Origin of the sequence: Streptomyces sp. NBC_00829 (assembly GCF_045161795.1) — a bacterium.
GTDB lineage: Bacteria > Actinomycetota > Actinomycetes > Streptomycetales > Streptomycetaceae > Streptomyces.
Genome location: NZ_CP108867.1, coordinates 3,880,146 through 3,903,430 on the forward strand (window position 1 = coordinate 3,880,146; position 23,285 = coordinate 3,903,430).

Here is a 23,285-nt window from a genome sequence, read left to right on the forward strand (position 1 = left end):
CCGTGACGGCTCGGCTGCCGGCCGTCACAGGGCAGCCGCCAGCCGGGTGCCCTGGTCGATCGCGCGCTTGGCGTCCAGTTCGGCCGCGACGTCGGCGCCGCCGATCAGATGCACGGCCCGGCCGGCGGCGCTCAGTTCCTCGTACAGTCCGCGCTGCGGCTCCTGGCCGGTGCAGAGCACGACCGTGTCGACGGGGAGCACGCTCGTGGTGCCGTCCACCGTGATGTGCAGGCCCTCGTCGTCGATCCGCTCGTACGTCGCGCCGGCCGTCATCGTCACCCCGCGGTGCTTGAGCTCCGTGCGGTGGATCCAGCCCGTCGTCTTGCCGAGCCCCGCACCGACCTTGCTCGTCTTGCGCTGCAGGAGGTGGACGGAGCGCGGCGGCTTCGGGCGCTCGGGGGCGGTGAGCCCGCCGGGCGCGCTGTAGTCCATGTCGACGCCCCACTGGCGGAAGTACGTCCCGGCGTCCAGGCTCGCGCCGTCGCCGCCGTCGGTCAGGAACTCCGCGACGTCGAAGCCGATGCCGCCCGCACCGAGGACCGCGACCCGCTCGCCGACCGGCGCTCCGTCGCGCAGGACGTCGAGGTAACTGACGACGCTCGGGTGGTCGACGCCCTCGATCTCGGGGGTGCGGGGGGTGACTCCGGTGGCGACGACGATCTCGTCGTACGCCTCGCTCGTCAGGTCGCCGGACGTCACCCTCACGCCCAGCCGCACATCCACGCCGTGCAGTTCGAGCTGCGTACGGAAGTAGCGCAACGTCTCGTCGAACTCCTCCTTGCCCGGGATCCGCTTGGCGACGTTGAGCTGGCCGCCGATCTCGTCCGCGGCGTCGAACAGGGTGACCTCGTGGCCGCGCTCGGCCGCCGAGACCGCGCAGGCGAGCCCGGCGGGCCCCGCTCCGATCACGGCGACGCGTTTGCGCTGCCGGGTCGGGCCGAGGACCAGCTCGGTCTCGTGGCAGGCGCGCGGGTTGACCAGGCAGGAGGTGATCTTCCCGCTGAAGGTGTGGTCCAGGCAGGCCTGGTTGCAGCCGATGCAGGTGTTGATGGTCTCCGAGCGGTCCGCCTGCGCCTTGGCGACGAAGTCCGGGTCGGCGAGGAAGGGCCGGGCCAGCGACACCATGTCCGCGCGTCCGTCGGCGAGCAACGCCTCGGCGACCTCTGGGGTGTTGATGCGGTTGCTGGTCACCAGCGGTACCGAGACGGACCCCATCAGCTTCTTGGTGACCCAGGTGTAGGCACCGCGCGGCACCGAGGTCGCGATGGTGGGGATACGGGCCTCGTGCCAGCCGATCCCGGTGTTGATGATCGTCGCTCCGGCCGCCTCGATCTCCTTGGCGAGGGCGACGACTTCCTCCAGCGAGGAGCCGCCGGGCACCAGGTCCAGCATGGAGAGCCGGTAGATCAGGATGAAGTCGGGGCCGACGCGCTCGCGGGTGCGGCGGACGATCTCCAGGGGCAGCCGGATCCGGTTCTCGTACGAGCCGCCCCACCGGTCGGTGCGGTGGTTGGTGGCGCCCGCGATGAACTCGTTGATGAAGTAGCCCTCGGAGCCCATGATCTCGACGCCGTCGTACCCGGCGGACTGTGCGAGCCGCGCCGCCCGCACATAGTCCTCGATGGTCTGCTCGATCTCGTCGTCGGTGAGCGCGTGCGGGACGAACGGGCTGATGGGCGCCTGGATCGCGCTGGGTGCGACGAGGTCCGCGTGGTACGCGTACCGGCCGAAGTGCAGGATCTGCATGGCGATCCTGCCGCCCTCGGCGTGCACGGCGTCCGTGACGACCCGGTGCTGTTCCGCCTCGGCCTCGGTGGTGAGCTTCGCGCCGCCCTCGTAGGGGCGGCCGCGGTCGTTGGGCGCGATGCCGCCGGTGACGATGAGACCGACGCCGCCGCGGGCACGGGCGGCGTAGAAGGCGGCCATCCGCTCGAAGCCGCGCTCGGCCTCCTCCAGGCCGACGTGCATCGAGCCCATGAGCACACGGTTGGGCAGCACGGTGAACCCGAGGTCGAGCGGGCTCAGCAGATGCGGGTACGGGTTCGCGCCCGCGCCCGCGCCCGTGCTCGGGCCCGTGCTCGTGCTCGTGCTGCCGCTCTGGCTCGTACTCGGGGTCAGGCTCATCGGGGCGCCTCCTCGCGCAGGGGTGTTCAGTGCAGTTCTAGCGGCCTCCGAGCGATTATGCAACAAAGTGCAAAACAAGCTTCGGTCACTCCGGCACGGAGTCCGACAAGTGTGCTGATAAGCCATACGGGTGATGTTGGCTCCCAAGCCGGGTCCCCACCCCATAACGTGCCGCTGTGGCGGGATGGAAGCGCGTGAGCGCACTGGGGATTGCGGCGATTCTGGGCTCGCAGGCGGTCGGGGCCGCCGCCTTCGCGGCGGACCGGTGGCCACCGGCACACGCCGGACACTGCACACCGACTCCGACACCGACTCCGACGCCCACTCCGACTCCGCCCGCGCCCCCCGCCCCGTCGCCGCCGGGGACACCCCCACCCACACCCCCACCCACGCCGCCACGGCCGTCACCGCCGCCCGAGCCGGAGCCGACTCCGCCCGCGCCGACGCCATCCGCTCCGGTGCCGGCCGCCCCGCCGCCACCGCCCGCCGAGGCCGCGCCGCCCGCCGTCGCGCCCCCGCGCCGGGCCCCGGAGCCCGCACCCCCGCCGGCGCCCGAGCCTCCCGCGAAGACGCCGCCGCCCGCCGCCGGGCCGAAGCCCGCGCCGCCGCGGCACTTCGTCGTGCGCGCATACCGCCCGGCGGCCGGAAAGAGGGAAGCCTCCGGCATGCCGATCACGGTCCTGCTGCTGGTGACCACCACACCGGCCGTCCTCGCCGCCGCGATGCTGCGCCCCCGCTCACGCTCCGCCGCCTCCGGGCGCGGTCGCTCCTGAATCACACCCCCTCCACCCACTCGCACCCACTTTCGGAGAGCTTCATGTCGGAATGGCTGGTCCTGGCCCTCGCGATGGCCGCCGCCTGTGCCGTCGTCCTCGTCATCGTGCTGCTGCGGCACTACCGGCTGAACAGGGCGGGGGCGCCGGAGGAAGAGGCCGAGACCCCCGATGTCCTTGAGTACATGACGATGATGGTGGGCGTCGTGTACGCGATCGTGCTGGGTCTGGCCATCGCCGGAGTCTGGGAGGCACGCAGCGCGGCGCAGGACGACGTCCGCCGTGAGGCACAGGCGCTGCACGAGGTCACCCAGCGGGCGAAGGTCTACCCCGCCGGCGTCCAGGAGAAGCTGCGCTCCGACATCGACAGCTATGTCTCCTACGTCGTGCACCAGGAGTGGCCTCGGATGGTCGGCCACAACGAGCTGTCCGACGAGGGCGCCGGGCTGCTCGCGACCGTACGCGCGGACATCGCGCAGCGCACGCCCGCCAACGATCTGGAGGCACAGGCCTACCAGCCGCTTCTCGAACAGGTCGCCGTCGCCGACGACGCACGCAACGCCCGCGCCGAGAACGCGGGTGCGACCCTGCCGGGCGTGGTGTGGTTCGGGCTGATCACCGGAGCGCTGGTCACGATCGGCCTGATCTTCACGCTGCAGATCGGCCGTACACCGAGGGAACTGCTGCTGGCGGGCCTCTTCAGCGCCCTGATCGCGTTCCTGCTCTTCCTGGTCTGGGACTTCGACGCACCGTTCGGGCGGTCCGGCTCGGAGTCCGCGGACGCGTTCCGCCAGCTGTTCGCGAGCGCGGCGGGACGGGGCTGAGCCGCGCGGGCCGAGCCGGGCCCGCCGCGGCCCGGGCCGCACGAGTCCCGCCCGCGCCCCCGCCCGAGACAACGCCCGCACGCCTCACTTGCGGTTGTAGAGCCGCATCGTCACCGACCCGAAGACCACCACCAGCAGCGCCGCCCACCCCAGCGACCAGGCGATGTCGGCCGCCGGCCAGTGTCCCTCCATCAACTCCCGGACCGCCGTGGCCACATGGGTCACCGGGCTGTTGTTGACGAAGGCCTGGAGCCAGCCCGGCATCGTCTTCGGGTCGACGAAGACATTGCTCAGGAAGGTCAGCGGGAAGATCACCATCATGCTGACTCCCATGACCGACTTCTCGGTACGCAGCAGCAGGCCGAACATCGTCCAGATCCAGGAGAAGGCGAACGAGAACACCATCAGCAGCGCCACACCGAGCACGACACCCAAGGGCCCGCCGTGCGGGCGGTACCCGATGAGCATGCCGACCGCGAGCATCACGACGGACGCGATGAGGTAGCGGACCACATCGCCGAGCAGGTAGCCGACCATCGGCGCCGGACGCCAGATCGGCAGCGTACGGAACCGGTCGAACACGCCCTTGGTGATGTCGGTGTTGACCGCGACCCCGGTGTACATCGTGATCATCACGACGCTCATGGTGAGGATGCCGGGCAGCAGGAACTGGATGTACGCCGATACGGACCCGGCCAACGCCCCTCCGAAGAGGTACGTGTACATCAGCACCATCATGATCGGAAAGGCCGTCACATCGAAGAGCTGCTCGGGCACATGCTTGATCTTCAGCATCGCCCGCCAGCCGAAGGTGAGCGACGCGGACAGGGCGCTCGGCCGGGGCGGCCGGTCGCCCTTCACCAGCAGCGCGGCCAGCTCCTCCGCCTTCGGGGCTTCGAGTACGAGGTCGATGTCCTGGGTGGTGGTCGCGGTGATCATGCCGCGTTCCCCTTCCGGTCGGTCAGGGCGAGGAAGACCTCGTCCAGGCTGGGCTGGCCCAGCGCGAAGTTGTCCACCGTGATGCCGGAGCGGGCCAGCTCGGCGAGCGCCCGCGCGGCCTGCTCGGCCGCGCCCTGTTCGGTGCCGTGGCCGTTGACCCGGGCGGTGAGCGCGACCGGATCGGGGTCGAGCTGGACCTCGGCACCGAGCGCCTCCCCCAGTATCCGTTCGGCCTCCGGGCGCTGCCCGGGGTCGCGCAGCCGCAGATGGACCGCGCCGGAGCCGACCGACGCCTTCAGCTCGCCCTTGGTGCCCTCGGCGATCACCCTGCCGTGGTCGATGACGGCGATACGGGAGGCGAGATGGTCGGCCTCGTCCAGATACTGCGTCGTCAGCAGCACGGTCGTGCCCTGCGCGACGACCGCGCGCACGATGTCCCAGACCTGGTTGCGGCTGCGCGGATCGAGGCCGGTGGTCGGCTCGTCGAGAAAGAGCAGATCCGGGGTGTTGAGAATGGACGCGGCAATGTCGATACGGCGTCGCATGCCGCCCGAGTAGTTCTTGACCTGCTTCTCCGCGGCCTCGGAGAGGCCGAAGGCGTCGAGGAGCTGGGCGGAGCGCTCCCGCGCGGCGGGCTTGGAGTGGCCGAGCAGCCGACCGAGGAGCACCAGGTTCTCGGTGCCCGTGAGGTCCTCGTCGACCGAGGCGTACTGACCGGTGAGGCTGACCCTGCCGCGGACCGCGTCGGCGTCCTTCTGCACGTCCTTGCCGAAGACGCGGGCCTCGCCGCCGTCCGGCCGCAGCAGGGTGGCGAGCATCTTCACGGTGGTCGTCTTTCCGGCGCCGTTCGGGCCCAGCACGCCGTAGACCGTGCCCGCCGGGACGGTGAGGTCGACGCCGTCGACGGCGCGGTTCTCGCCGAAGACCTTCACGAGGCCCGCGGTCTCGATTGCCGGATCTGCGCTCATTCTCGGTCCCTGTCTGTGCTCGTCGGTCGCGTCACTTCTCGTCGGTCCTCGTCAGCCCCCTCGGTCCCGACGGTCCTCCCGGACGCCCCAGGGGTGAGCGGTCCAGAGGGTTGACCCGGGCCGCCCGCGGAACTCATCGGCGATGGGTCGCACGCGGCTGCGGCGCGCGTCCTGGCCGGGTTCCGGCGGAACGCGCGCTGCGGGGGGAGCGCCTGTCCGGGGCCCCGGGAGCGTCGTCGGACGACCTGACCGGGGTCCGCAAGCGCGCTACGCCTCGTGCATGTAGAAGAGGTAGAAGGAGGAGAGGGTCATGGCCGCGGCGAAGATGAGCCCCAGGCCGGCCGAGCTGAGGATGCTGTCTCCGGTCAGGCTCTTGAGGAACCCGACGGCGATACCGGTCAGCGTCCCGTACGCCGCCGCGCGCAGTTCTCGCGGCAGCATCTCCTGGACGCGGCCGAGACCGAAGCAGAGGGCTGCGAGAACGAGGCCGCCGACAATGCCGTAGAAGACATCGCCCCAGTTGAGGTCCCCCCAGGTGTGGTGGAGGAACGCCGCGTAGATGCCGTAGACGAAACCGAGGCTGACGGGCACAGCCCATTCGGCGGAGACGTGGTGCCCCGGGGACACCGCTGCGTGTGCGGCCATGGCGGAGAGCTCCCTTCCTGGCTTCCCCCGTCCTCCCTTCAGAGCACACCCGCACCCGCTGCCGGGCAAGTCGGAGGACGGTAGGGAAGGAAGCGGGCCGGAAGGGGGGCGCTCCGGAGTTGGGTGTGCCCGCAGTACGGACGGCTCAGAAGGAGCACGGACCCAAGCGGCCCCGATCAGCATGAGCATCCTGCACGCGATGGATCCGGGCCTCGGCTGTCCCGGAGAGTGCTGAGGCCGCCCGCGCACGGACCCGGCCGCCCCGCACACGCATGGGCCGGCCGCCCCGCACACGCATGGGCCGGCCGCCGTACGCGCGCGGGCCTCCCAAGGGCCTCCCACGCATGGACGAAGCGCGGCGCGGCGGCCCGCCCGGTCGGCGGCACACCGCTCGCGGCCACCAGGACGCTCACGTTCCCTTGAGGAGTGCGCAGCCTCCTCTCAGCGGTGTCGACGGTGCTGCTCGTCCTGGTGGCCCTCCTGACTCCGCTGAGCGCGCTCGCCGTATGGGCGGACAGGGAGATCGGCGACACCGACGAGTACGTCGCCGCGATGGCGCCTCTCGCGTCCGACCCCGCCGTGCAGAACGATGTCGCCGTCCGCATCACCGACGAGGCGATGACGAAGTTCGACGCGGGCCCCTTCCAGGAGGGCGTACGGAATCTGCTGCACGAGGCTGTGCTCTCCTTCTCCGGAACGGAGGCGTTCGGAACCGCCTGGAACACCGTCAACCGGGCTGCCCACACCACGGTCGAGCACGCGCTGACCAGCGAGAGCGGTGACACCGTCAGCATCGATCTGGCGCCGGTCATCGAGCAGGTCAAGGTGCAGCTCAGCGAGGACGGGGTGCCGTTCGCGGATCAGATCCCGGTGGGGCGCACCCGGATCACGATCCTGGAGTCCGACAAACTCGGCGTGGCGCGCGAGGTGTTCGACTGGCTGCAGATCGCGGGCGTGTGGCTGCCGGTCGCGACGCTGCTGCTCGCGGTGGCCGCGGTGCTGCTGGCCCGGCGCAGGCTCTACGCGCTCGCCGGTTTCGGCCTGGCGATCGCGGTGGGGGGCGCGCTGCTCCGCCTCGCGGTCACCTTCGGGCGGGGCCTGGCCCTCGACGACCTCCCCCCGGACGTGGACCGTCCGGCGGCGGAGGCGGTGTACGACGCGCTGACCCAGACGCTGCGGGTGACGTCGTGGTGGGTGGTGGGGGCGGGGATGGTGGTCGCGGTGACGGCGTGGGCGTCCGGCCGCCGCCTCGCCCGTTCAGGCCCCGCCCGGCGCGTGAGGCGCAAGCGGGCCGGTGCGGGATGCGGGGCGAGCACCGGTCGGGGCCGCGCGCCCCGCCCGTCAACCGCCACGCCCGTCAAGTGCCCGCCCGTCGACCGCCCCGCCCGTCACATCACCCGCCCGAACCTCTCCGTGCTCAGCTGCGAAAACTCCCGCGCGTCATGCGCCGAGAAGATCCGGATCAGCCTCGGATCAGCCCTCCGCAGCTCCCTCAGCCTCTCCAGCTGCGTCAGCCGCTCCCGGTGGTTCTCCGCCACCAGCCGCTGATGCATCGACATCGCCCTCGGGCAGCGGGGCCTGCGCAGGTCCATCTCCCCGTGGAAGAAGTACGCGTCGCCCGCGTGCAGCAGCCACCGGTCCGGCTCCTGTACGGCCACCGCGCAGTGACCGCGGGTGTGGCCCGGCATCGGGACCATCAGGATGTCCGGGAAACGCAGCACCCGCGACGCCGCGAAGCCGTGCCAGTTGGCGTCGGCCGTGTCGTGCACGGTCCAGCGCGGTCCGTGGTTCCACTGCGCCGTGACATAGCGGCCCGCGTCGAGTCGGGTCTCCCGCCGCATCGCGGCGCGGTACTCGTCGGCCATGACATGGACCCGCGCCTGCGGGAAGTCCGCGAGACCGCCCGCGTGATCCAGGTCCAGGTGGGTCACGACGATGTCCTGCACATCGCGCGGGTCGTAACCGAGCACCCGTATCTGGTGGTAGGCGGTGTGCGCCTGGTTGAGTTCCGGCCGCATGGTCCGCCGGAAGAACGTCCCGAGCCTCCGCGGGTCCGCGACATCCGCTGAGCCCAGGCCCGTGTCGACGAGGACAAGGCCGCCGCCCGTCTCCACCAGCAGACAGTGGGCGACGAGCGGGGCGCCACCGACAGGGTTCATCGGGGCGCAGTCGAGGTGGTGGACGGTGGGCACAGACATGCGCGAGCTCCGGCTTACGCGGGGGAGGGCAGGGGACGGTGCTGGGCCAGGCCGGCCGAGTGCCCCGGCGATTCCTTCGTCATCTTCGGAGCCCTCCAGGCCGGTTCGTTCCGTACTTACACCGTAAGTACGGGACCGAGAGAAGCACTTACGCTGTAAGTCGTCAAGGAGTTCGGCACGAGTCCGCGAAACCCCCTCAGGAGCACCGCGATGTCTGACGGAAGATCCCGTCAACACCCCACGGAACGCACGGCGGCGGCCCACCGGCCGGCCTCCGGCGAGCCCGAGGCCCCCGAGAAGTCCTCCCGCGCACCGCTCTCCCGCGAGCGCATCGTCGAAGCCGCGCTGAAGATCATCGACGAAGGGGGTGTGGACGCGCTCTCCATGCGCCGGATCGCCGCCACCCTCGGCGTCCAGGCGATGTCCCTCTACAACCATGTCGGCGGCAAGTCCGATGTCCTCGACGGGGTCACGGAGTTCATCACCGGCGACATGCACCTCTCCCGCCGCCGCGGCGACTCCTGGGAGGACGGCATCCGCTCGGTCGCGTACGGCTTCCGGCAGGCGTCGCTGCGCCACCCGCGCGCCTGCGAACTGGTCCTCACCCGCCAGCTCACCTCCCCCGGCGCACTCCCGACGGTCAACTGTTCGCTGGGCGTCCTGCTCGACCACGGCTTCGACGAGGCGTCCGCCGTGCACGCGCTGCGGCTGCTCATCGCCTTCCAGGTCGGCTCGCTGCTCCGGGAGTTCCACACGCCCACCGTCAGAGGAGAGGACGAGTCGGCGGTACGGGAGCGCCGGGAGCATCTGGAGAACTCCGGCTTCCCGGCGGTGGCGAAGCTCGCGCCCCGGCTCGCGGTGATCGACCACGACGCGGAGTTCACCTTCGGCATCGAGCTCCTGATCGACGCCTTGCGGCCGTACGCGCCCAGGGACCCTGCGGACCCCGTCGGCCGAATGCCGCGACAGCCGCAACAATCTCGCCGAGACTGACGTCTCACAGGTGCAGGACGGCCTGGGCGCGGGAAGGACCGTCCAGGCGCAGGACAGCGCGGGTGCAGGAAAACCCGGGGCTGCACGACGACCGACATCTCGCCGCCCGGAGGCCGGTTTGAACAGCGCCATCCCGACGGCGGACCCGGCCCTCCCGGCGGACGCCGGCTTCCGTCCGTCCGGCGCGCGGCGCGCCGCCGCCTGGCTCGGGGCCCTGCTGCTCATCGTGCCCAGCGCGGTCGTCGGCTGCCGGATCGCCGACACGGACGGCATCACGCCCGTCCCGCAGCTGCTCGCCTTCCTGCCCTGGCTGCTGCTCCCGGCCGGGGCGGGGCTGCTCCTCGCCCTGCTGGGACGCCGGCGCGCGGGCGTGGTCTGGGCGGTCGCCGTGCTCGCGGTCACCGGCTGGTACGCCAGGCCCTACGACACCGGGCTGGCCGATGACCCTCCGGGGCCGGTCGTCGCCCGCGTCTCCGTCCTGACGTCGAACGTGGAGTTCGGGCAGGCGACCGAGGGGCTGCTGGCCGCCGTCCGGCGTGAGAAGCCCGATCTGGTCTTCGTCCAGGAGTGCGCACGCCCCTGCTCGGACGCGCTCGCCGCGAAGGTCTCGCGCGCCGACTACCCGTACCGCACGGTCGTCAAGGGCGACTGGGCGTCCGGCTCGGCGATCCTCAGCAAGTACCCGCTGCGACCCGCTCCCGGCGTCGAGAGCACGCTCGCGATGCCCGGCTCGGTCGCGGACATCGCCGGACACCCGGTGAATCTCCAGCTCGCCCACCCTCTGCCCCCGATCCCCGGCGGCATCCGCGCCTGGCAGCGCGAGCTCGGCCGGGTGCGCGCGTACGCCACCGGGGTGAAAGGCACGCCGGCCCTGATCGCGGGCGACTTCAACGCCACCCAGGACCACGCCGCCTTCCGCCGCCTCCTCGACGCGGGCGCCCTGCGCGACAGCGCCACCCTGGCGGGCGCGGCCCGCACCCCGTCCTGGCCCTCCGCCGCCCGCCGCCCGCTGGGCGCGCAGATCGACCACGTGCTGATCAGCGAGGACTTCTCGGCGCGGGACGCCCGCTTCCTGGACCTGCCCGACACCGACCACCGCTCACTGCTCGTCCGGCTCGAACTGCACGACGTGCGCTGAGTGCCCGCCCGGGTGAGAGTGGGTCGTGAGCCCCGGGGGGCCGTCCTTCAGGAGGCGTTGCGGATGCGCGCTGTCGCGGTCAAGGCGTTCAAGGCCGAGCCCCGGCTGGTCCAGATCCCCAAGCCGGAGCCCGGCGAGGGCGAAGTGCTGGTGAAGATCGAGTACGCGGCACTCAACCCCTTCGACTGGAAGGCCGCCGACGGAGCCCTCGACGGGGTCGTCCCGCATGTCTTCCCGCTGGTCATGGGCTCGGACTTCGCGGGCCGGGTCGATGTCGTGGGCCCCGGCGACAGCCGCTTCGTGGTCGGCGACGCCGTCTTCGGCCAGGCGACCCGGCCGCCCGTCGGCACCGGCACCTACGCCGAGTACGTGACCATGCCGCAGGACACGGCCATCACATTCGTACCGGAGGGCCTCCCGCTGAGGACGGCGGCCGTGCTGCCCACGGCCGGGATGACCGCGGCGCAGCTCCTGGAGACCGCCGGTCTCGGCCCCGGCCGGACGCTGCTGGTCCTCGGCGCGGCCGGCGGAGTCGGCAGCTATCTGACCCAACTCGCCGCTGCCCGCTCGGTCCAGGTGATCGCGGCGGTGCGCGGCGACGAACAGCGCCGGATGTCCGGGCTCGGCGCGGCCGTCACCGTGGACACCACGGCACGGGATCTGTCCTCCGCCGTCCGGGACGTGTGCCCGGACGGCGTCGACGCCCTGGTCGACCTGGTGTCGCCCGACCCCGCCGCCTTCGCGGCCAACGCCGGCCTGGTGCGCCGCGGTGGCCGCGCCCTCACCACCCGCGGCATGGCGGCTCCGGCGCGGCTCCCCGCCGAGGTCGAGGGCATCGACTTCCAGCAGCATCCCTCGGCCGCCCTGCTCGACACCCTGGCCGCGGCAGCGGCCGACGGCTCCCTCAAGGCCCCGGTGGACGCCGAACTCCCCCTGGACAAGGCCCCGGACGCGCTCGCCCAGTCACGGGCGGGCGGGGCTCGCGGCAAGACGGTGTTCGTGATCTGATCCGCCGCGGGCCGTCCCCCGGTCCGCCCCCGCGAACGCCCTGCGAAGATTCCAGGATGGAGACCCGAGCGGGACGGCTGTCCCCACCCGAGTGGCTGCTCAAGGGGCTGCGCCCGCAGACCGCGCCCGTGCCGTGGGCCGCCGTCGGGCGCGCCTCCGTGGCGCTGGCCGCGCCGCTCGCGGTCGGGCTCGCCGTCGGGCAGCCCACGTACGGCGCACTGGTCTCGATGGGCGCCCTCTCCGGCGTCATCAGCGACACCGCCGACGCCTACCGCATGCGGATCTTCACCATCGCGGTCCCGCAGCTGTTCGGCGCGGTCGGCGTCACGCTCGGCATCCTCGTGTACGGGCAAGGCTGGCTCGCGGTCGCCGCGCTCACCTTCGTCGCGCTGCTCTCCGGGATGATCTCGTCGATCGGCGCGGTGGCGTCCGTGTCCGGGCTGCTGCTCCTGCTCAACGCGGTGGTGGGCGCGGGGCTGCCGATGCCGGGCCCCTGGTGGAAGGCCCCGCTGCTGCTCGCGCTCGGCGGTCTCTTCGTCCTCGTGCTGTCGCTGCTGGCCTGGCCACTGCGCGGGCGCATGCCGGAACGGGCCGCGGTCGCCTCGACCTACCGCGCGGTCGCGGACCTCTTCGACGCGGCGGGCTCCGCCGAGTACGACGACAGACGGCACGCCGTCACCGATTCCCTCAACAGCTCCTACGACCTGATTCTCGCCCGGCGCGCCCGCGAACACGGGCGCGCCGGCCCGCTCGTACGGCTGCTCGCCCAGCTCAATGTGCTGATCCCGCTCGTCGAGGGAGCAGCCGCGGCGCATCTGCACGGACGGGCCTCGCGGCAGCCCGAGATCGCCACGGCCGTACGGGAGCTGGCGGACACGATCGACCGGGGCAAGGGCGATCCCCCCGAGCTGCGCCTGCCCGAACCGCAAGGCCCCGCCGACCGGGCCGTCGAGGCCGCGCTGCGGCACGCGGCGGTGGTCGTCCACAAGGCCGACCCCGACCCGTACAACGTCGACGACCGCCTCGGCCGGCCCGCCGCGCTGCGCATCCGCGTCGGACGCGTGGCCCGCAGCGTCATGTTCTCCGAACCGTCCTGGCGCTACGGCCTGCGGCTCGCCCTCTGCATCGGCCTGGCGCAGTCACTGGTGTCGCTGGTGCCCGTGTCCCGCTCGTACTGGGTCGCGCTCACCGTCACCTTCGTCCTCAAGCCGGACTTCGGCTCGGTCTTCTCCCGCGCGGTCCTGCGCGCCCTGGGCACGGCGGCGGGCCTGGTCACGGCGGCGGCGGTGCTCTCCCAGGTGCCCCGCGGGTGGTGGGACGTGCTCGTGATGATGGTCCTCGCCGCGCTGATCCCCGCCTTCTCGGCGAAGGGGTATGCCTTCCAGACGGCGGCCATCACCCCGGTGATCCTGCTGCTCTCCGACATCCTCAACCACCAGGGGTTCCATCTGATCCTGCCGCGGCTGGTGGACAGCCTGATCGGCTGCGCGATCGCCCTGATCGCGGGCTATCTGCTGTGGCCGGAGAGCTGGCACACCCGCATCGGGGACCGGCTGGCGGCGGCCGTGGAGGACGCGGCGGGCTATGTGGCCCACGCGTTCGGCTCGTCCAGGGCCGAGGACCAGGCCGAGCGGGTCCGGAGTCGCCGCCGGATCTACCGCGATCTGTCCGCTGTCCGTACGGAGTTCCAGCGCGCTCTGACGGAACCCCCGCCGACAGGTACGCGGGCGGCGGCCTGGTGGCCGCTGGTCGTCGCCGTCGAACGCATCGTGGACGCGACGACGGCGGCGAGGGTCCGCGTCAACCACGGAGCCCAGCCGCCCTCCCCGGCGGAGGTGGCGGAGATCGAGCGGGAGTTGCGCGAGCTGGCGGAGGGCGTGCGCACCAGCATCGTGCTGGTGGAGGTCAGGGCGGAACTGGCGGGGGACGAGCACGGAGTGCTGGAACCGCTGCGCCAGGAGGTACGGGCGGCCAGGGCGATCACCTCGCCGGAGCAGCCCACGTAAGCAGGCATTTTTCACTTTCCGTACGCATGGCGTGACCATGCGCTACTACCGTTGGGGGCGCACGGCCCCGACAACGGCGTTGGCGGAAAGAGGAGTTGCGCATGAGCCGCCCCAAGGACCTCAACCCCTGGCATTCACCCCGCGCCTTCTACGGCTCGGAACTGCGCCGCCTGCGCGAGGCGGCGGACCTGACCCAGGAGGCGCTGGGAGCGCAGGTCTTCTGCTCGGGGTCGTACATCGGCCAGATCGAGGCGGCGAAGAGATGGCCCCCGCTGGACCTGGCGCAACGGCTGGACGCGGTACTGAAGTCGGACGGGTTCCTGGCGCGGATGTGCGACGCGGTGAACGAGTCGTCGGGGCATGCGGAGTACTTCCGGCTGGCGGCGGAGCTGGAGCGGATGGCCAAGTCCATCTCGCACTGGGCGCCCATGCTGGTGCCGGGCCTGCTCCAGACCGCCTCGTACACACGGGCGCTGACGCGGGCGGGGCGGCCGTTCGCCACCGAGGACGAGGTCGAACGGAAGGTCAGCTCACGTCAGGAGCGCGCACGACTGCTCGATCAGCCAGCCCGACCAGAGCTGTGGTGTGTCCTCCATGAAGCAACGCTACGGATCCCGGTGGGTAGCGCGGCAGAGATGCGTGAGCAACTCGCCCACATTGTCGAGTTGTGCGATGCAGGAAGAGCCGTCGTGCAGGTGATGCCGTTCCCTGCTGGTCCGCTTCCGTTGATGCACGAGTCAGCGAAGCTGATGGCCTTCGTCGACGCGCCGCCCGTCGTATATCTCGAAGGAGCTTATTCCGGACAGCTGTTGGACGATCCCGCCCTGGTCGACAGCTACCTGAAAGCCTACGATCTCGCCAGGGCCGCCGCGCTGTCTCCGGAGGCGTCCCTCACCATGATCCGGTCAGCGATGGAGGACTACTCATCATGAACGCACCTCGCGACCTCGCAATAGCCCAGTGGCGCAAGTCCTCGTACAGCAACGACGACGGAGGCGACTGCGTCGAGGTCGCCGAGGGAGCCTGGCGCAAGTCCTCCTACAGCAACGATGAGGGCGGCGAATGCGTCGAGGTCGCCGACGGCTACACCCCCGTCGTCCCCGTGCGCGACAGCAAGAACCCGCACGGCCCGGTCCTGCTCATCGCGTTCCCCGCGTGGGCCGCCTTCGTCGACGGCCTCAGCGCGCCGTAGGCCCGTCCCCTCCGAGGCCCTGAAGGCGTTCCATCTCCCGGCGGTCCCGCTTCGTCGGGCGGCCCGTGCCCCTGTCCCGGACCGCGACCGGGGCGACGAACTCCCTCGGCGGAGGGGGCGGGGTGTTGTCCACGAAGCAGGTGGCCGCCACCGGAGGACCCACCCGCTTACGGACGATCTTGGAGACGACCACCACGCGCTCACGGCCCGCGTGGAAGACGCGGATCTCGTCCCCGGCCTTCACGGCGTGCGCCGGTTTCACGCGTTCGCCATTGACCCGGACATGTCCCGCCCGGCACGCCGACGCCGCCTGGGAGCGGGTCTTGGTGAGCCGGACCGACCAGATCCAGGCGTCCGCCCGTACCGTTCCCGCGTCCGAAACCTCATCAGCCATGTACCGACTCTACGATTCCGCGTGGGCCGCCCGCACCGGCAAAACACTCAGTGCCCGCCCTGCCGGGACGAGCACGAGGTGGCACGCACAGGTGCGCGCCACCTCGTGAGGGGCCTCGGGAGGATGCGGACCCTCCGGCTGTGAAGCCTCAGACGCCGATGTCGCAGCCGTCCTTGCGCCAGACGGAGACGACCGACGGGCGGACGATCTTGCCCGGTCCGTCCGGCCAGACACTCGCCGGCTTCTCGACGGACGCGCCGTCGATCTCACCCGGGTGCTGGACCGCGACGAGCACCCGGCGGGCCTGGATCAGCGGGCCACAGGTCTCGGCACCGGCCGGGACGGTGAGGAACTGCTTGAGCTCACCGCGGCGCTCACCGCGGGTGGCGACGCCGAACAGGCCGTCGTGGGAGCCGAGCTGGTTGCCGTCCGTCGAGATCCACAGGTTGCCGTGCGGGTCGAAGGCGACGTTGTCCGGGCAGGAGATCGGGCTGACCTTGTCCTTCGGGAAGCCCGCGAAGTACGTGGCAGGGTCGTTCGGGTCGCCCGCGACCAGGAAGAGCCGCCAGGCGAAGCCGTCACCGGCCGGGTCGTCGAAGTTCTCGGCGAGCTCCAGGATCTGGCCGTGCTTGTTCAGGTTGCGCGGGTTGGCCTCGTCCGCGGCGGCCTTGCCGGGCTTGCCGCGGTCGGTGTTGTTGGTCAGCGCGACGTAGACGCGGCCCGTGCGCGGGGACGGCTCGATGTCCTCGGGCCGGTCCATCTTCGTGGCGCCGACCTTGTCACCGGCGAGCCGGGTGAAGACGTACACCTCCTCGGCCGTCATGCCCGGGACGTGCGAGGTGGAGCCGGTGGCCAGCGGGATCCAGTGGCCGCTGCCATCGAACTCGCCGTCGTTCGGGAGCTTGCCGGTTCCGTCGATCTCGGCCGCCGGGGAGTCGCCGGTCAGCTTGGCGACGTACAGGGTGCCCTCGTCGAGGAGCGTGAGGTTGTGCTCACGGGCGGCGCGCGAGCTGCCCTTCTTCATGCGCTTGCTCGACACGAACTTGTAGAAGTAGTCGAAGCGCTCGTCGTCGCCCATGTAGACGACGGGACGGCCGTCCTCGGTCAGGCGCGGCTGGGCGGCCTCGTGCTTGAAGCGGCCGAGCGCGGTGCGCTTGCGGGGCGTGAAGTCGGGGTCGTACGGGTCGAGCTCGACGACCCAGCCGAAGCGGTGCGCCTCGTTGGGCTCCTGCTTCAGGTCGAAGCGCTTGTCGAAACGCTCCCACTTGCGCTCGGTCGCGCCGGTCCCGATGCCGTAGCGCTTGTCGGTGTCGCTGGAGCCATTGGCGAAGTACTGGTTGAAGTTCTCCTCGCCGTGCAGGGTCGTGCCCCACGGGGTGGTGCCGCCGGCGCAGTTGTTGAGCGTGCCCAGCACCTTGGTGCCGGTCGGGTCGGCCGAGGTCTTCAGGAAGGCGCTGCCCGCGGCGGGGCCGGTGACCTTGAACTCGCTGGTCGCCGTGAGACGGCGGTTCAGCGGGTGGCGGGTGACCGCGGTGAGCTTGCCGCTGCGGTGCTCCTCCTGGACCACGACGACGGACAGGCCGTGCGCCGCCCAGGCGATCTCGACCTGCTCGCGGGTCGGGTTGGCCGGGTCGTAGCCACGGAACATCAGGATCTCGTCGGTGTACTCGTGGTTCGCTACGAGAACCTGACGGCCGCGCTCGCCGTGCAGCGGGAGCAGGGAGAGAAAGTCGTTGTTGTAGCCGAACTGGCCGGCCTGCGCCTTGGCGGTCTGCTTGTCGGCGTCGAAGGCGGGGGCGCCGCGGAGAATCGGCTCGCCCCAGCGGATGACGACGTTCTGGGCGTAGCCCTCAGAGACGGTGACCTTGTCGTCCTTGTTGGGCGCGACGGAGGCGAAGCGGAGGCCTCGGGCGCCGTCGGTCTTTCCTCCGTGGCCGAGTCCGTCGAGGTCGGCCGCACCGGCGGCCGGCGCTGCGGATGCCTGCTCGCCACCGGAGCCGATCACGGTCGCGGTGCCCGCGGCGGCGGCGACGGTCACGACGGCGGCCGCGCGCATCATCGAGCGCCGCGACAGCGCGCTCGCTATGACGTCACCGACGTACTCGTTGTTGCTGGTGTTCGGTACCTCGTGGAAACAGGCGTCGCCACAGCGGTAGCGACAGGTGAGCGCGGAACGCCCTCCCGCGTGCGGGCTGGTGTTCAACAGCGGCAGCAGTTTGCGCACTTCGTCCTCCTCCGGCGCACCCCGCGCCGACATCGTGTCGGAATGTGTTTCCACCGTGACGTTAGGGGCGCACGAGAGCAAGGTGGCGGCCGTGGAGTGAACGCCGGATGAATGCGGCGCGGCCGGGGCGGGGTTGACATGTGGGGATGACTGCTGACCGCCCCTGCCGGGGTTCCCGGCGGGTGGCCGCTAACCTTACGTGTCCGCCCTGGCCAGGACACCTACTGGACGCCCGGCACAAGCGCGGACATTCACGCACTCACTCATGCGAAAGGCCTCGCACATGGGCATTCGGAGCTTGCTGCGCAAGGTATTCGGTCGCGACCGTTCGGAGCACAACGAGTCGGCGACAGCCTCCGTCCCGCCCCAGACCGAGCGCACGGAACCGCCGACGGCGACGGTCCCGTCCCCGTCCCCGGCGGAGCGGGCGGCGGCGGACCTGGTCTCGGCGGCCTTCGACAACCCGGCCCCCAAGGGCGGCCGGAAGGCGAAGGTCCCGGCGCAGGCGTCGCCGGGGCCGGTCGCTCCTTCGGAGCGGGAGGCAGCGCCCGCCGGGGCGGTTGCCGCCGCGAAGCCGGTCACGGCCCCCGAGCCGGAGGCCGTCACCGGCGAACCGGCCGTGGAGCCGGAGGCCGTGGCCGTCCCGGCGGAGCCGGAGCCTGCGGCGGCAGCGGAGCCTGTCGCGGCCGAGGCGGAGGCTGCGCCCGCTGAGGCGGCGCCCGCCGCCGAGGACGTCGCTCCTGCGGCGCCGGAGGCTGAGACCCCCGCCGCCGAGGAGGCCGAGCCCGCCGCCGCAGCCGCCGAGCCGGACACCGCGACCGAGCCGGAGGCCGAGGCCGAGCCGGAGGCCCCGACCGAGCCCGCCCCGACCGAGCCGGAGGCCGAGGCCGAGCCCGTCGCCGCAGACGCCGCGGACGTTGCTCCGACGGAGCCGGAGACGGTCGCCCCTGCGGCCGAGGTGGAGGCCGCACCCGCTCCGGCGGAACCGGATCAAGCGCCCGCCCCGGCGGAGCCGGAGGCCCCCGCCGCCGAGGCGGAGCCCGCACCCGCCGCCGAGCCGGTCACCACCACCCAGCCGGAGGCCGAGGCCGCTCCGGCAGAGGCGGCGGCCGAGCCCGCCGAGGCGGAGCCCGTCGCGGAAGCGTCGGCTCCCGCGGAGCCGGTCACCGAGGCCGAAGCCGTCCCGACGGAACCGGAGGCTGTGGCCGAGCCCGTCCCCACGGACGACGCGGACGTTGCTCCCACGGAGCCGGAGACGGTCACCGAACCGGCGGCCCCTGCGGCCGAGGTGGAGGCCGCACCCGCCCCGGCGGAGCCGGAGGCCGAGGCCCCCGCCGCCGAGGCGGAGCCCGCAGCCGCCGAGCCCGTCACCACCACCCAGCCGGAGGCCGAGGCCGCTCCGGCAGAGGCCGAGGCCCTCCCGGTGGAGCCGGAGCCCGCAGCCGAGGCCGAGCCGGAAGCGGACCCCGAGCCCGTCGCCGCAGCCGCTCCCGCGGCAACCGCGGCAACCGCGGCGGCCTCCCTCCCCCACCAGGACGCCGCCCGCAGCGCCCTCGCAGCGCGGCAGCTGACCGACGCCCGTGCCCGCGTGTACCTCGTACTCGACCGGTCCGGGTCCATGCGGCCGTACTTCAAGGACGGCAGCGCCCAGCACCTCGGCGAGCAGGTACTCGGCCTCGCCGCGGAGCTCGACGACCGCGCGGCCGTCGATGTCGTCTTCTTCTCCACCGAGATCGACGGCACCGGCCGGCTCACCCCCGACGCGTACGAGGGACGCATCGACGAGCTCCACGCCGCCGCCGGCCGCATGGGGCGTACGAACTACCACCTCGCGGTCGAGGAGGTTCTCGCCCTGCACGCCAAGGCGGACGCCTCCGCGCCCGCCCTCGTGGTGTTCCAGACCGACGGTGCGCCGGAGTCCAAGACCGCCGCCACCGCCGCGCTCGCCGATGCCGCCGGCAAGTCGCCGCAGGTCTTCTGGCAGTTCGTCGCGTTCGGCGAGCACGACGCGAAGGCCTTCGACTACCTCCGCAAGCTCACCGCCGACAGCTCCGTCGAGAACGCCGCGTTCTTCCACGCCGGGCCCGCCCCCCGCGAGCTCCCGGACGCGGACCTCTACGAGGGTCTTCTCGCCGCCTGGCGTCCCTGAGACACCGGCAGCCTGACGGTGACGGCCAGTCCGCCCTCCGGGCCGGGCTCGGCCGTCACCGTGCCGCCATGCGCATCGGCGATCGAGCGGACGATCGAGAGCCCAAGCCCGGCGCCCGGCCCCATCCGGTCCCGGCCCTCGCCCCGCCGGAACGGCTCGAACAGTGCCGGGACGTCCTCCGCCGCGACGACCGGCCCGGTGTTGACCACCCTCAGAACGCCGTCCGCGACCGACACGTCCACCGTCCCGCCGGGCACGTTGTACGTGACCGCGTTCGCCACGAGATTCCCCACGAGCTGGGCCAGCAGCTGCCGGTTCCCCCGGACCAGTCCGGCCCCGCCGGAGCCGGACACCGCCGTCACGTCGTGCCGTGCGGCCTCCTCGTTCACGACCTCGCCCAGGTCCACGTCCACGCGCTCGGCAAGACCGCGCTCGCTCCGCGCCAGCACGAGCAGTCCCTCGATGAGCCGTTCGCTGCGCCGGTTGCTGTCGAGCAGGACCGCCTTCGTACGGGCCAGTTCCTCCGCCGACGCGGACGCGTCCAGGCCGACCTGGATCGCCGTTCGCTGCGTCGCCAGCGGCGTCCGCAGCTCGTGCGAGGCGTTCGCGATGAACCGCCGCTGGCTGTCGAACGCCTTCTCCAGACGGGCGAGCAGCGCGTCCAGGGTGTCCCCGAGCTCCTTCAGCTCGTCGTCGGGCCCCCTCGCCGCGATCCGCTGGTCCAGGGTCCACTCGGAGAGCCGCCGCGCCTTGGCGGTCATCGCGTGCACGGGCCGCAGCACGCGCCCCGCCGTCCACCAGCCCACGGCGACCGCGCACAGCGCCGTCCCGAGCAGGGCGAACGCCGACCAGACGAGCATCTGGTGCCCCGCCGCGTGCTGGACGCTGTCGGTCAGCTGGTCGACGGTGACCCCGTGCACGTCCGTGACCGGCAGCGCGGGCGCGGCGCGCTCTCTGATCTCCGCGACCTCGTTCTCCGTACCCGCGCGGGACAGCAGATTGACGATCCCCAGCAGACAGGCGCCAAGGACGAGGAAGGCCCCGCCGTAGACGAGCGCGATACGTGTGCGGATCGTGGACCCGGGCCCCAGATAAGGGTTCACAGCACGTACCCCACACCCTGGACGGTCCGGATCAGCGCCGGCTCCCCCAGCTTCGACCGCAGCTTGCTCATGCAGACCCTGACCGCCGCGGTGAAGGGATCGGTGTGCGCGTCCCACGCCCGCTCCAGGAGCTCCTCGGCCGACACCGTCGCCCCGTCCGCCTCCAGCAGGATCTGCAGGACGGCGAACTCCTTCGGCGACAGATCCAGGTCCCGCCCGTCCCGCCCGGCCGTCCGCCGCACCGTGTCCAGCCGTACCCCGCGCCGTTCCAGGAGCGGCGGCACCGGCCGGGAGCTGCGCCGGCGCAGCGCTCGGACCCGGGAGACCAGCTCGGGGAACTCGAAGGGCTTGCCCAGATAGTCGTCGGCTCCCAGGTCGAGGCCCTCCACCCGGTCCTCCAGGGACGAGGACGCGGTCAGCATCAGGATCCGGGTGCGCGAGGAGGAGGCGATCAGTTCGCGGGTGACCTCGTCTCCGTGGACGCGCGGCAGATCGCGGTCGAGGACGACGACGTCGTAGTCGTGCAGTGCGAGGTACGCGAGAGCCGCGTCCCCGCTGTACACGGTGTCGACGGCGAATCCGGCCCGCCGCAGCCCGGTGGCGACCAGCTCGGCCAGCATTTCCTCGTCCTCGACGACCAGTACCCGCATGCTGTCGTCCCCCCGTTCCCCTTGCACCCTCTCCGCCCCTGCCTCTCCACCCAGGATGCGCCTTTTTACGGGAGCGGATGTTTCGCAGACCTCTCCGTGGGGATAGCCCTGTGCTTATCCGGGTGAGTCGACCTTCTGCGGGCCGTTAGGATTTCGACCATGGCGGCCACTGGATCCGAGAAGCAGGGGGCGAAGGCGTACTACGTCTCGACCCCCATTTACTACGTCAACGACGCTCCTCACCTGGGCCACGCCTACACGACCGTCGCAGGCGACGTGCTCACACGCTGGCACCGTCAGCGTGGCGAGAAGGTGTGGTACCTCACCGGCACGGACGAGCACGGTCAGAAGGTCATGCGCACTGCCGAGGCGAACGGCGTCACGCCCCAGGAGTGGTGCGACAAGCTCGTCGAAGAGGCGTGGAAACCCCTCTGGGAGCACCTGAACATCGCGAACGACGACTTCATCCGCACGACGGAGAAGCGGCACACGGACCGTGTGCAGGAGTTCGTGCAGGACCTGTACGACAAGGGCGAGATCTACAAGGGCGGGTACGAAGGCCCGTACTGCGTGGGCTGCGAGGAGTACAAGCTCCCGGGCGACCTGCTGGACGGCGAGGGCGAGTTCGCCGGGCAGAAGCTCTGCCCGATCCACAAGAAGCCGGTGGAGATCCTCAAGGAGGAGAACTACTTCTTCAAGCTCAGCGAGTACGGCCCGAAGCTGCTGGAGTTCTACGAGGCCAACCCCGGCTTCATCCAGCCCGAGTCCGCCCGCAACGAGGTCGTGAACTTCGTCAAGCAGGGCCTTCAGGACCTGTCGATCTCGCGCTCGACCTTCGACTGGGGTGTCCCGGTGCCGTGGGACGAGAAGCACGTCATCTACGTGTGGATCGACGCCCTGCTGAACTACGCGACGGCGGTCGGCTACAACGAGAACCCGGCGAAGTTCGAGGCGACCTTCCCGGCGGACGTGCACCTGATCGGCAAGGACATCCTGCGGTTCCACTCGATCATCTGGCCCGCGATGCTGATGGCGAACGACCTGCCGCTGCCCGGCAGGGTCGTGGCCAACGGCTGGCTGATGGTCGGCGGCGAGAAGATGTCGAAGTCGAACCTGACCGGTATCAAGCCGCAGGACCTGACCTCGCACTTCGGCGTGGACGCGTACCGCTGGTACTTCCTGCGCGCGATCGCCTTCGGCCAGGACGGCTCGTTCTCGTGGGAGGACTTCACCGCCCGGTACACCTCCGAGCTCGCCAACGACTACGGCAACCTCGCGTCCCGTGTCGCGGCCATGGTCGGCAAGTACTTCGGCGGCTCGCTGCCCGAGGCGACGGCGGCCGGTGAGGCGGAGAAGGCGGTCCAGGAGGGCATGGCCAAGGCGGTCGCCGAGGCCGACCGGAAGATCGGCGACGAGCTGGACTTCCAGGGCGGCATCCTGGCGGTCTTCGACTTCGTGAAGCAGGTCAACGGCTACATCACGGAGCAGGAGCCGTGGAAGGTCGCCAAGGACGAGTCCCCGGAGGGTCAGGCCCGTCTCGCGACGATCCTGTACACCGCGGCGGAGTCGCTGCGGGCCGTGGCCGTGCTGCTGAACCCGGTCATGCCCGAGACCTCGCAGGCCCTGTGGGACTCGCTCGGAGCGGAGGCCGCGCTGGGCGCGCTCGCCGGCCGGCAGGTACAGCACGCCGGTGAGTGGGGCCAGCTGCCCGCGGGCGCGACGGTGACGAAGGGCGCGGTGCTGTTCCCGCGTCTGGAGGACCCGAAGAAGGCCTGAGGCCGCTGCATTCCGTGCCCGGACGCCGGGCGGGCTCTACGGCCCGCCCGGCGTCCGCGTTCCGCGAACCTTTCGCTCGCGCCGTCGCCCCGGTTCTGCGTCTGCGTCCGCGTTCGGCGTTCGCATCCGCGCTCGCGTGCCGCGTCCGCGCGTTCGGCTGCCGGATCTTGGGGCGGATCTT

At 71.7% G+C, this 23,285-nt stretch carries 19 protein-coding genes; 10 read left to right on the forward strand and 9 right to left on the reverse strand.

Annotation, left to right across the window (positions count from 1 at the left end):
* Positions 1–24: 24 nt before the first annotated feature.
* Complete coding sequence (locus OG293_RS16885; protein ID WP_405999616.1) at positions 25–2,124, reverse strand: FAD-dependent oxidoreductase; 2,100 nt, start codon at positions 2,122–2,124, stop codon at positions 25–27.
* A gap of 458 nt (positions 2,125–2,582) precedes the next feature.
* Here OG293_RS16885 and OG293_RS16890 point away from each other — a divergent pair, with 458 nt between their 5' ends.
* Together OG293_RS16890 and OG293_RS16895 are read left to right on the forward strand one after the other, a co-directional pair.
* The gene (locus OG293_RS16890) at positions 2,583–2,897 is read left to right on the forward strand and encodes a hypothetical protein (protein ID WP_405999617.1); all 315 of its coding nucleotides are present in this window, start codon (positions 2,583–2,585) and stop codon (positions 2,895–2,897) included.
* A gap of 44 nt (positions 2,898–2,941) precedes the next feature.
* A complete protein-coding gene (locus tag OG293_RS16895; RefSeq protein ID WP_405999618.1) occupies positions 2,942–3,721 on the forward strand; it encodes a hypothetical protein in 780 nt (259 codons plus the stop codon).
* A gap of 84 nt (positions 3,722–3,805) precedes the next feature.
* Here the strand turns inward: OG293_RS16895 and OG293_RS16900 are convergent, their stop codons facing one another.
* The 4 genes from OG293_RS16900 to OG293_RS16915 all read right to left on the reverse strand — a co-directional run bounded on the left by OG293_RS16900 (position 3,806) and on the right by OG293_RS16915 (position 8,471).
* Positions 3,806–4,660, reverse strand: coding sequence for an ABC transporter permease (locus tag OG293_RS16900; protein WP_405999619.1), 855 nt, complete (start codon positions 4,658–4,660; stop codon positions 3,806–3,808).
* Entirely contained in the window at positions 4,657–5,628 is a 972-nt protein-coding gene (locus OG293_RS16905) for an ATP-binding cassette domain-containing protein (RefSeq protein WP_405999620.1), read from the reverse strand. The genes OG293_RS16900 and OG293_RS16905 overlap by 4 nt, the downstream gene beginning before the upstream one ends.
* 267 nt (positions 5,629–5,895) lie before the next feature.
* Positions 5,896–6,273 carry a hypothetical protein gene (locus tag OG293_RS16910; RefSeq protein ID WP_405999621.1) on the reverse strand — a complete coding sequence of 126 codons (378 nt, stop codon included), beginning with the start codon at positions 6,271–6,273 and terminating at the stop codon, positions 5,896–5,898.
* A 1,388-nt stretch (positions 6,274–7,661) separates the two neighbouring features.
* The gene (locus OG293_RS16915) at positions 7,662–8,471 is read right to left on the reverse strand and encodes an MBL fold metallo-hydrolase (protein ID WP_405999622.1); all 810 of its coding nucleotides are present in this window, start codon (positions 8,469–8,471) and stop codon (positions 7,662–7,664) included.
* A gap of 210 nt (positions 8,472–8,681) precedes the next feature.
* Between OG293_RS16915 and OG293_RS16920 the strand changes: the two genes are divergently transcribed.
* The 6 genes from OG293_RS16920 to OG293_RS16945 all read left to right on the forward strand — a co-directional run bounded on the left by OG293_RS16920 (position 8,682) and on the right by OG293_RS16945 (position 14,808).
* A complete protein-coding gene (locus OG293_RS16920) occupies positions 8,682–9,464 on the forward strand; it encodes a TetR/AcrR family transcriptional regulator C-terminal domain-containing protein (RefSeq protein WP_405999623.1) in 783 nt (260 codons plus the stop codon).
* A 118-nt stretch (positions 9,465–9,582) separates the two neighbouring features.
* Positions 9,583–10,602, forward strand: a complete 1,020-nt coding sequence (locus OG293_RS16925) for an endonuclease/exonuclease/phosphatase family protein (RefSeq protein WP_405999624.1) — start codon at positions 9,583–9,585, stop codon at positions 10,600–10,602.
* 63 nt (positions 10,603–10,665) lie between these two features.
* Positions 10,666–11,610 carry an NADP-dependent oxidoreductase gene (locus OG293_RS16930; protein ID WP_405999625.1) on the forward strand — a complete coding sequence of 315 codons (945 nt, stop codon included), beginning with the start codon at positions 10,666–10,668 and terminating at the stop codon, positions 11,608–11,610.
* Between the two features lie 56 nt (positions 11,611–11,666).
* Positions 11,667–13,616, forward strand: coding sequence for an FUSC family protein (locus tag OG293_RS16935; protein ID WP_405999626.1), 1,950 nt, complete (start codon positions 11,667–11,669; stop codon positions 13,614–13,616).
* A gap of 101 nt (positions 13,617–13,717) precedes the next feature.
* Positions 13,718–14,548: a Scr1 family TA system antitoxin-like transcriptional regulator gene (locus tag OG293_RS16940; protein ID WP_405999627.1), complete on the forward strand. Its 831-nt coding sequence runs from the start codon at positions 13,718–13,720 to the stop codon at positions 14,546–14,548.
* Positions 14,545–14,808, forward strand: coding sequence for a DUF397 domain-containing protein (locus OG293_RS16945; RefSeq protein ID WP_405999628.1), 264 nt, complete (start codon positions 14,545–14,547; stop codon positions 14,806–14,808). Before OG293_RS16940 ends, OG293_RS16945 begins: the two co-directional genes overlap by 4 nt.
* Here OG293_RS16945 and OG293_RS16950 read toward each other — a convergent pair.
* Together OG293_RS16950 and OG293_RS16955 are read right to left on the reverse strand one after the other, a co-directional pair.
* Positions 14,795–15,202: an RNA-binding S4 domain-containing protein gene (locus tag OG293_RS16950; RefSeq protein ID WP_405999629.1), complete on the reverse strand. Its 408-nt coding sequence runs from the start codon at positions 15,200–15,202 to the stop codon at positions 14,795–14,797. The genes OG293_RS16945 and OG293_RS16950 overlap by 14 nt on opposite strands.
* Before the next feature lie 148 nt (positions 15,203–15,350).
* Positions 15,351–17,426 (reverse strand): PhoX family protein, encoded by a 2,076-nt coding sequence (locus OG293_RS16955; protein WP_405999630.1) that lies wholly within the window; start codon positions 17,424–17,426, stop codon positions 15,351–15,353.
* 283 nt (positions 17,427–17,709) lie between these two features.
* On the opposite strand from OG293_RS16955, the gene OG293_RS16960 reads away from it, so the two are divergent.
* On the forward strand, positions 17,710–19,575 hold the full coding sequence (locus tag OG293_RS16960; protein WP_405999631.1) for a VWA domain-containing protein: 1,866 nt from the start codon (positions 17,710–17,712) through the stop codon (positions 19,573–19,575).
* On the opposite strand, the gene OG293_RS16965 is transcribed toward OG293_RS16960, so the two are convergent.
* Both OG293_RS16965 and OG293_RS16970 read right to left on the reverse strand, forming a co-directional pair.
* The gene (locus OG293_RS16965; protein WP_405999632.1) at positions 19,542–20,678 is read right to left on the reverse strand and encodes a sensor histidine kinase; all 1,137 of its coding nucleotides are present in this window, start codon (positions 20,676–20,678) and stop codon (positions 19,542–19,544) included. The two genes, OG293_RS16960 and OG293_RS16965, sit on opposite strands and share 34 nt — an antisense overlap.
* Positions 20,675–21,328, reverse strand: coding sequence for a response regulator transcription factor (locus OG293_RS16970; protein WP_405999633.1), 654 nt, complete (start codon positions 21,326–21,328; stop codon positions 20,675–20,677). The genes OG293_RS16965 and OG293_RS16970 overlap by 4 nt, the downstream gene beginning before the upstream one ends.
* Before the next feature lie 159 nt (positions 21,329–21,487).
* Here OG293_RS16970 and metG point away from each other — a divergent pair, with 159 nt between their 5' ends.
* On the forward strand, positions 21,488–23,104 hold the full coding sequence (gene metG, locus OG293_RS16975; protein ID WP_405999634.1) for a methionine--tRNA ligase: 1,617 nt from the start codon (positions 21,488–21,490) through the stop codon (positions 23,102–23,104).
* The last annotated feature ends 181 nt before the right edge of the window (positions 23,105–23,285 follow it).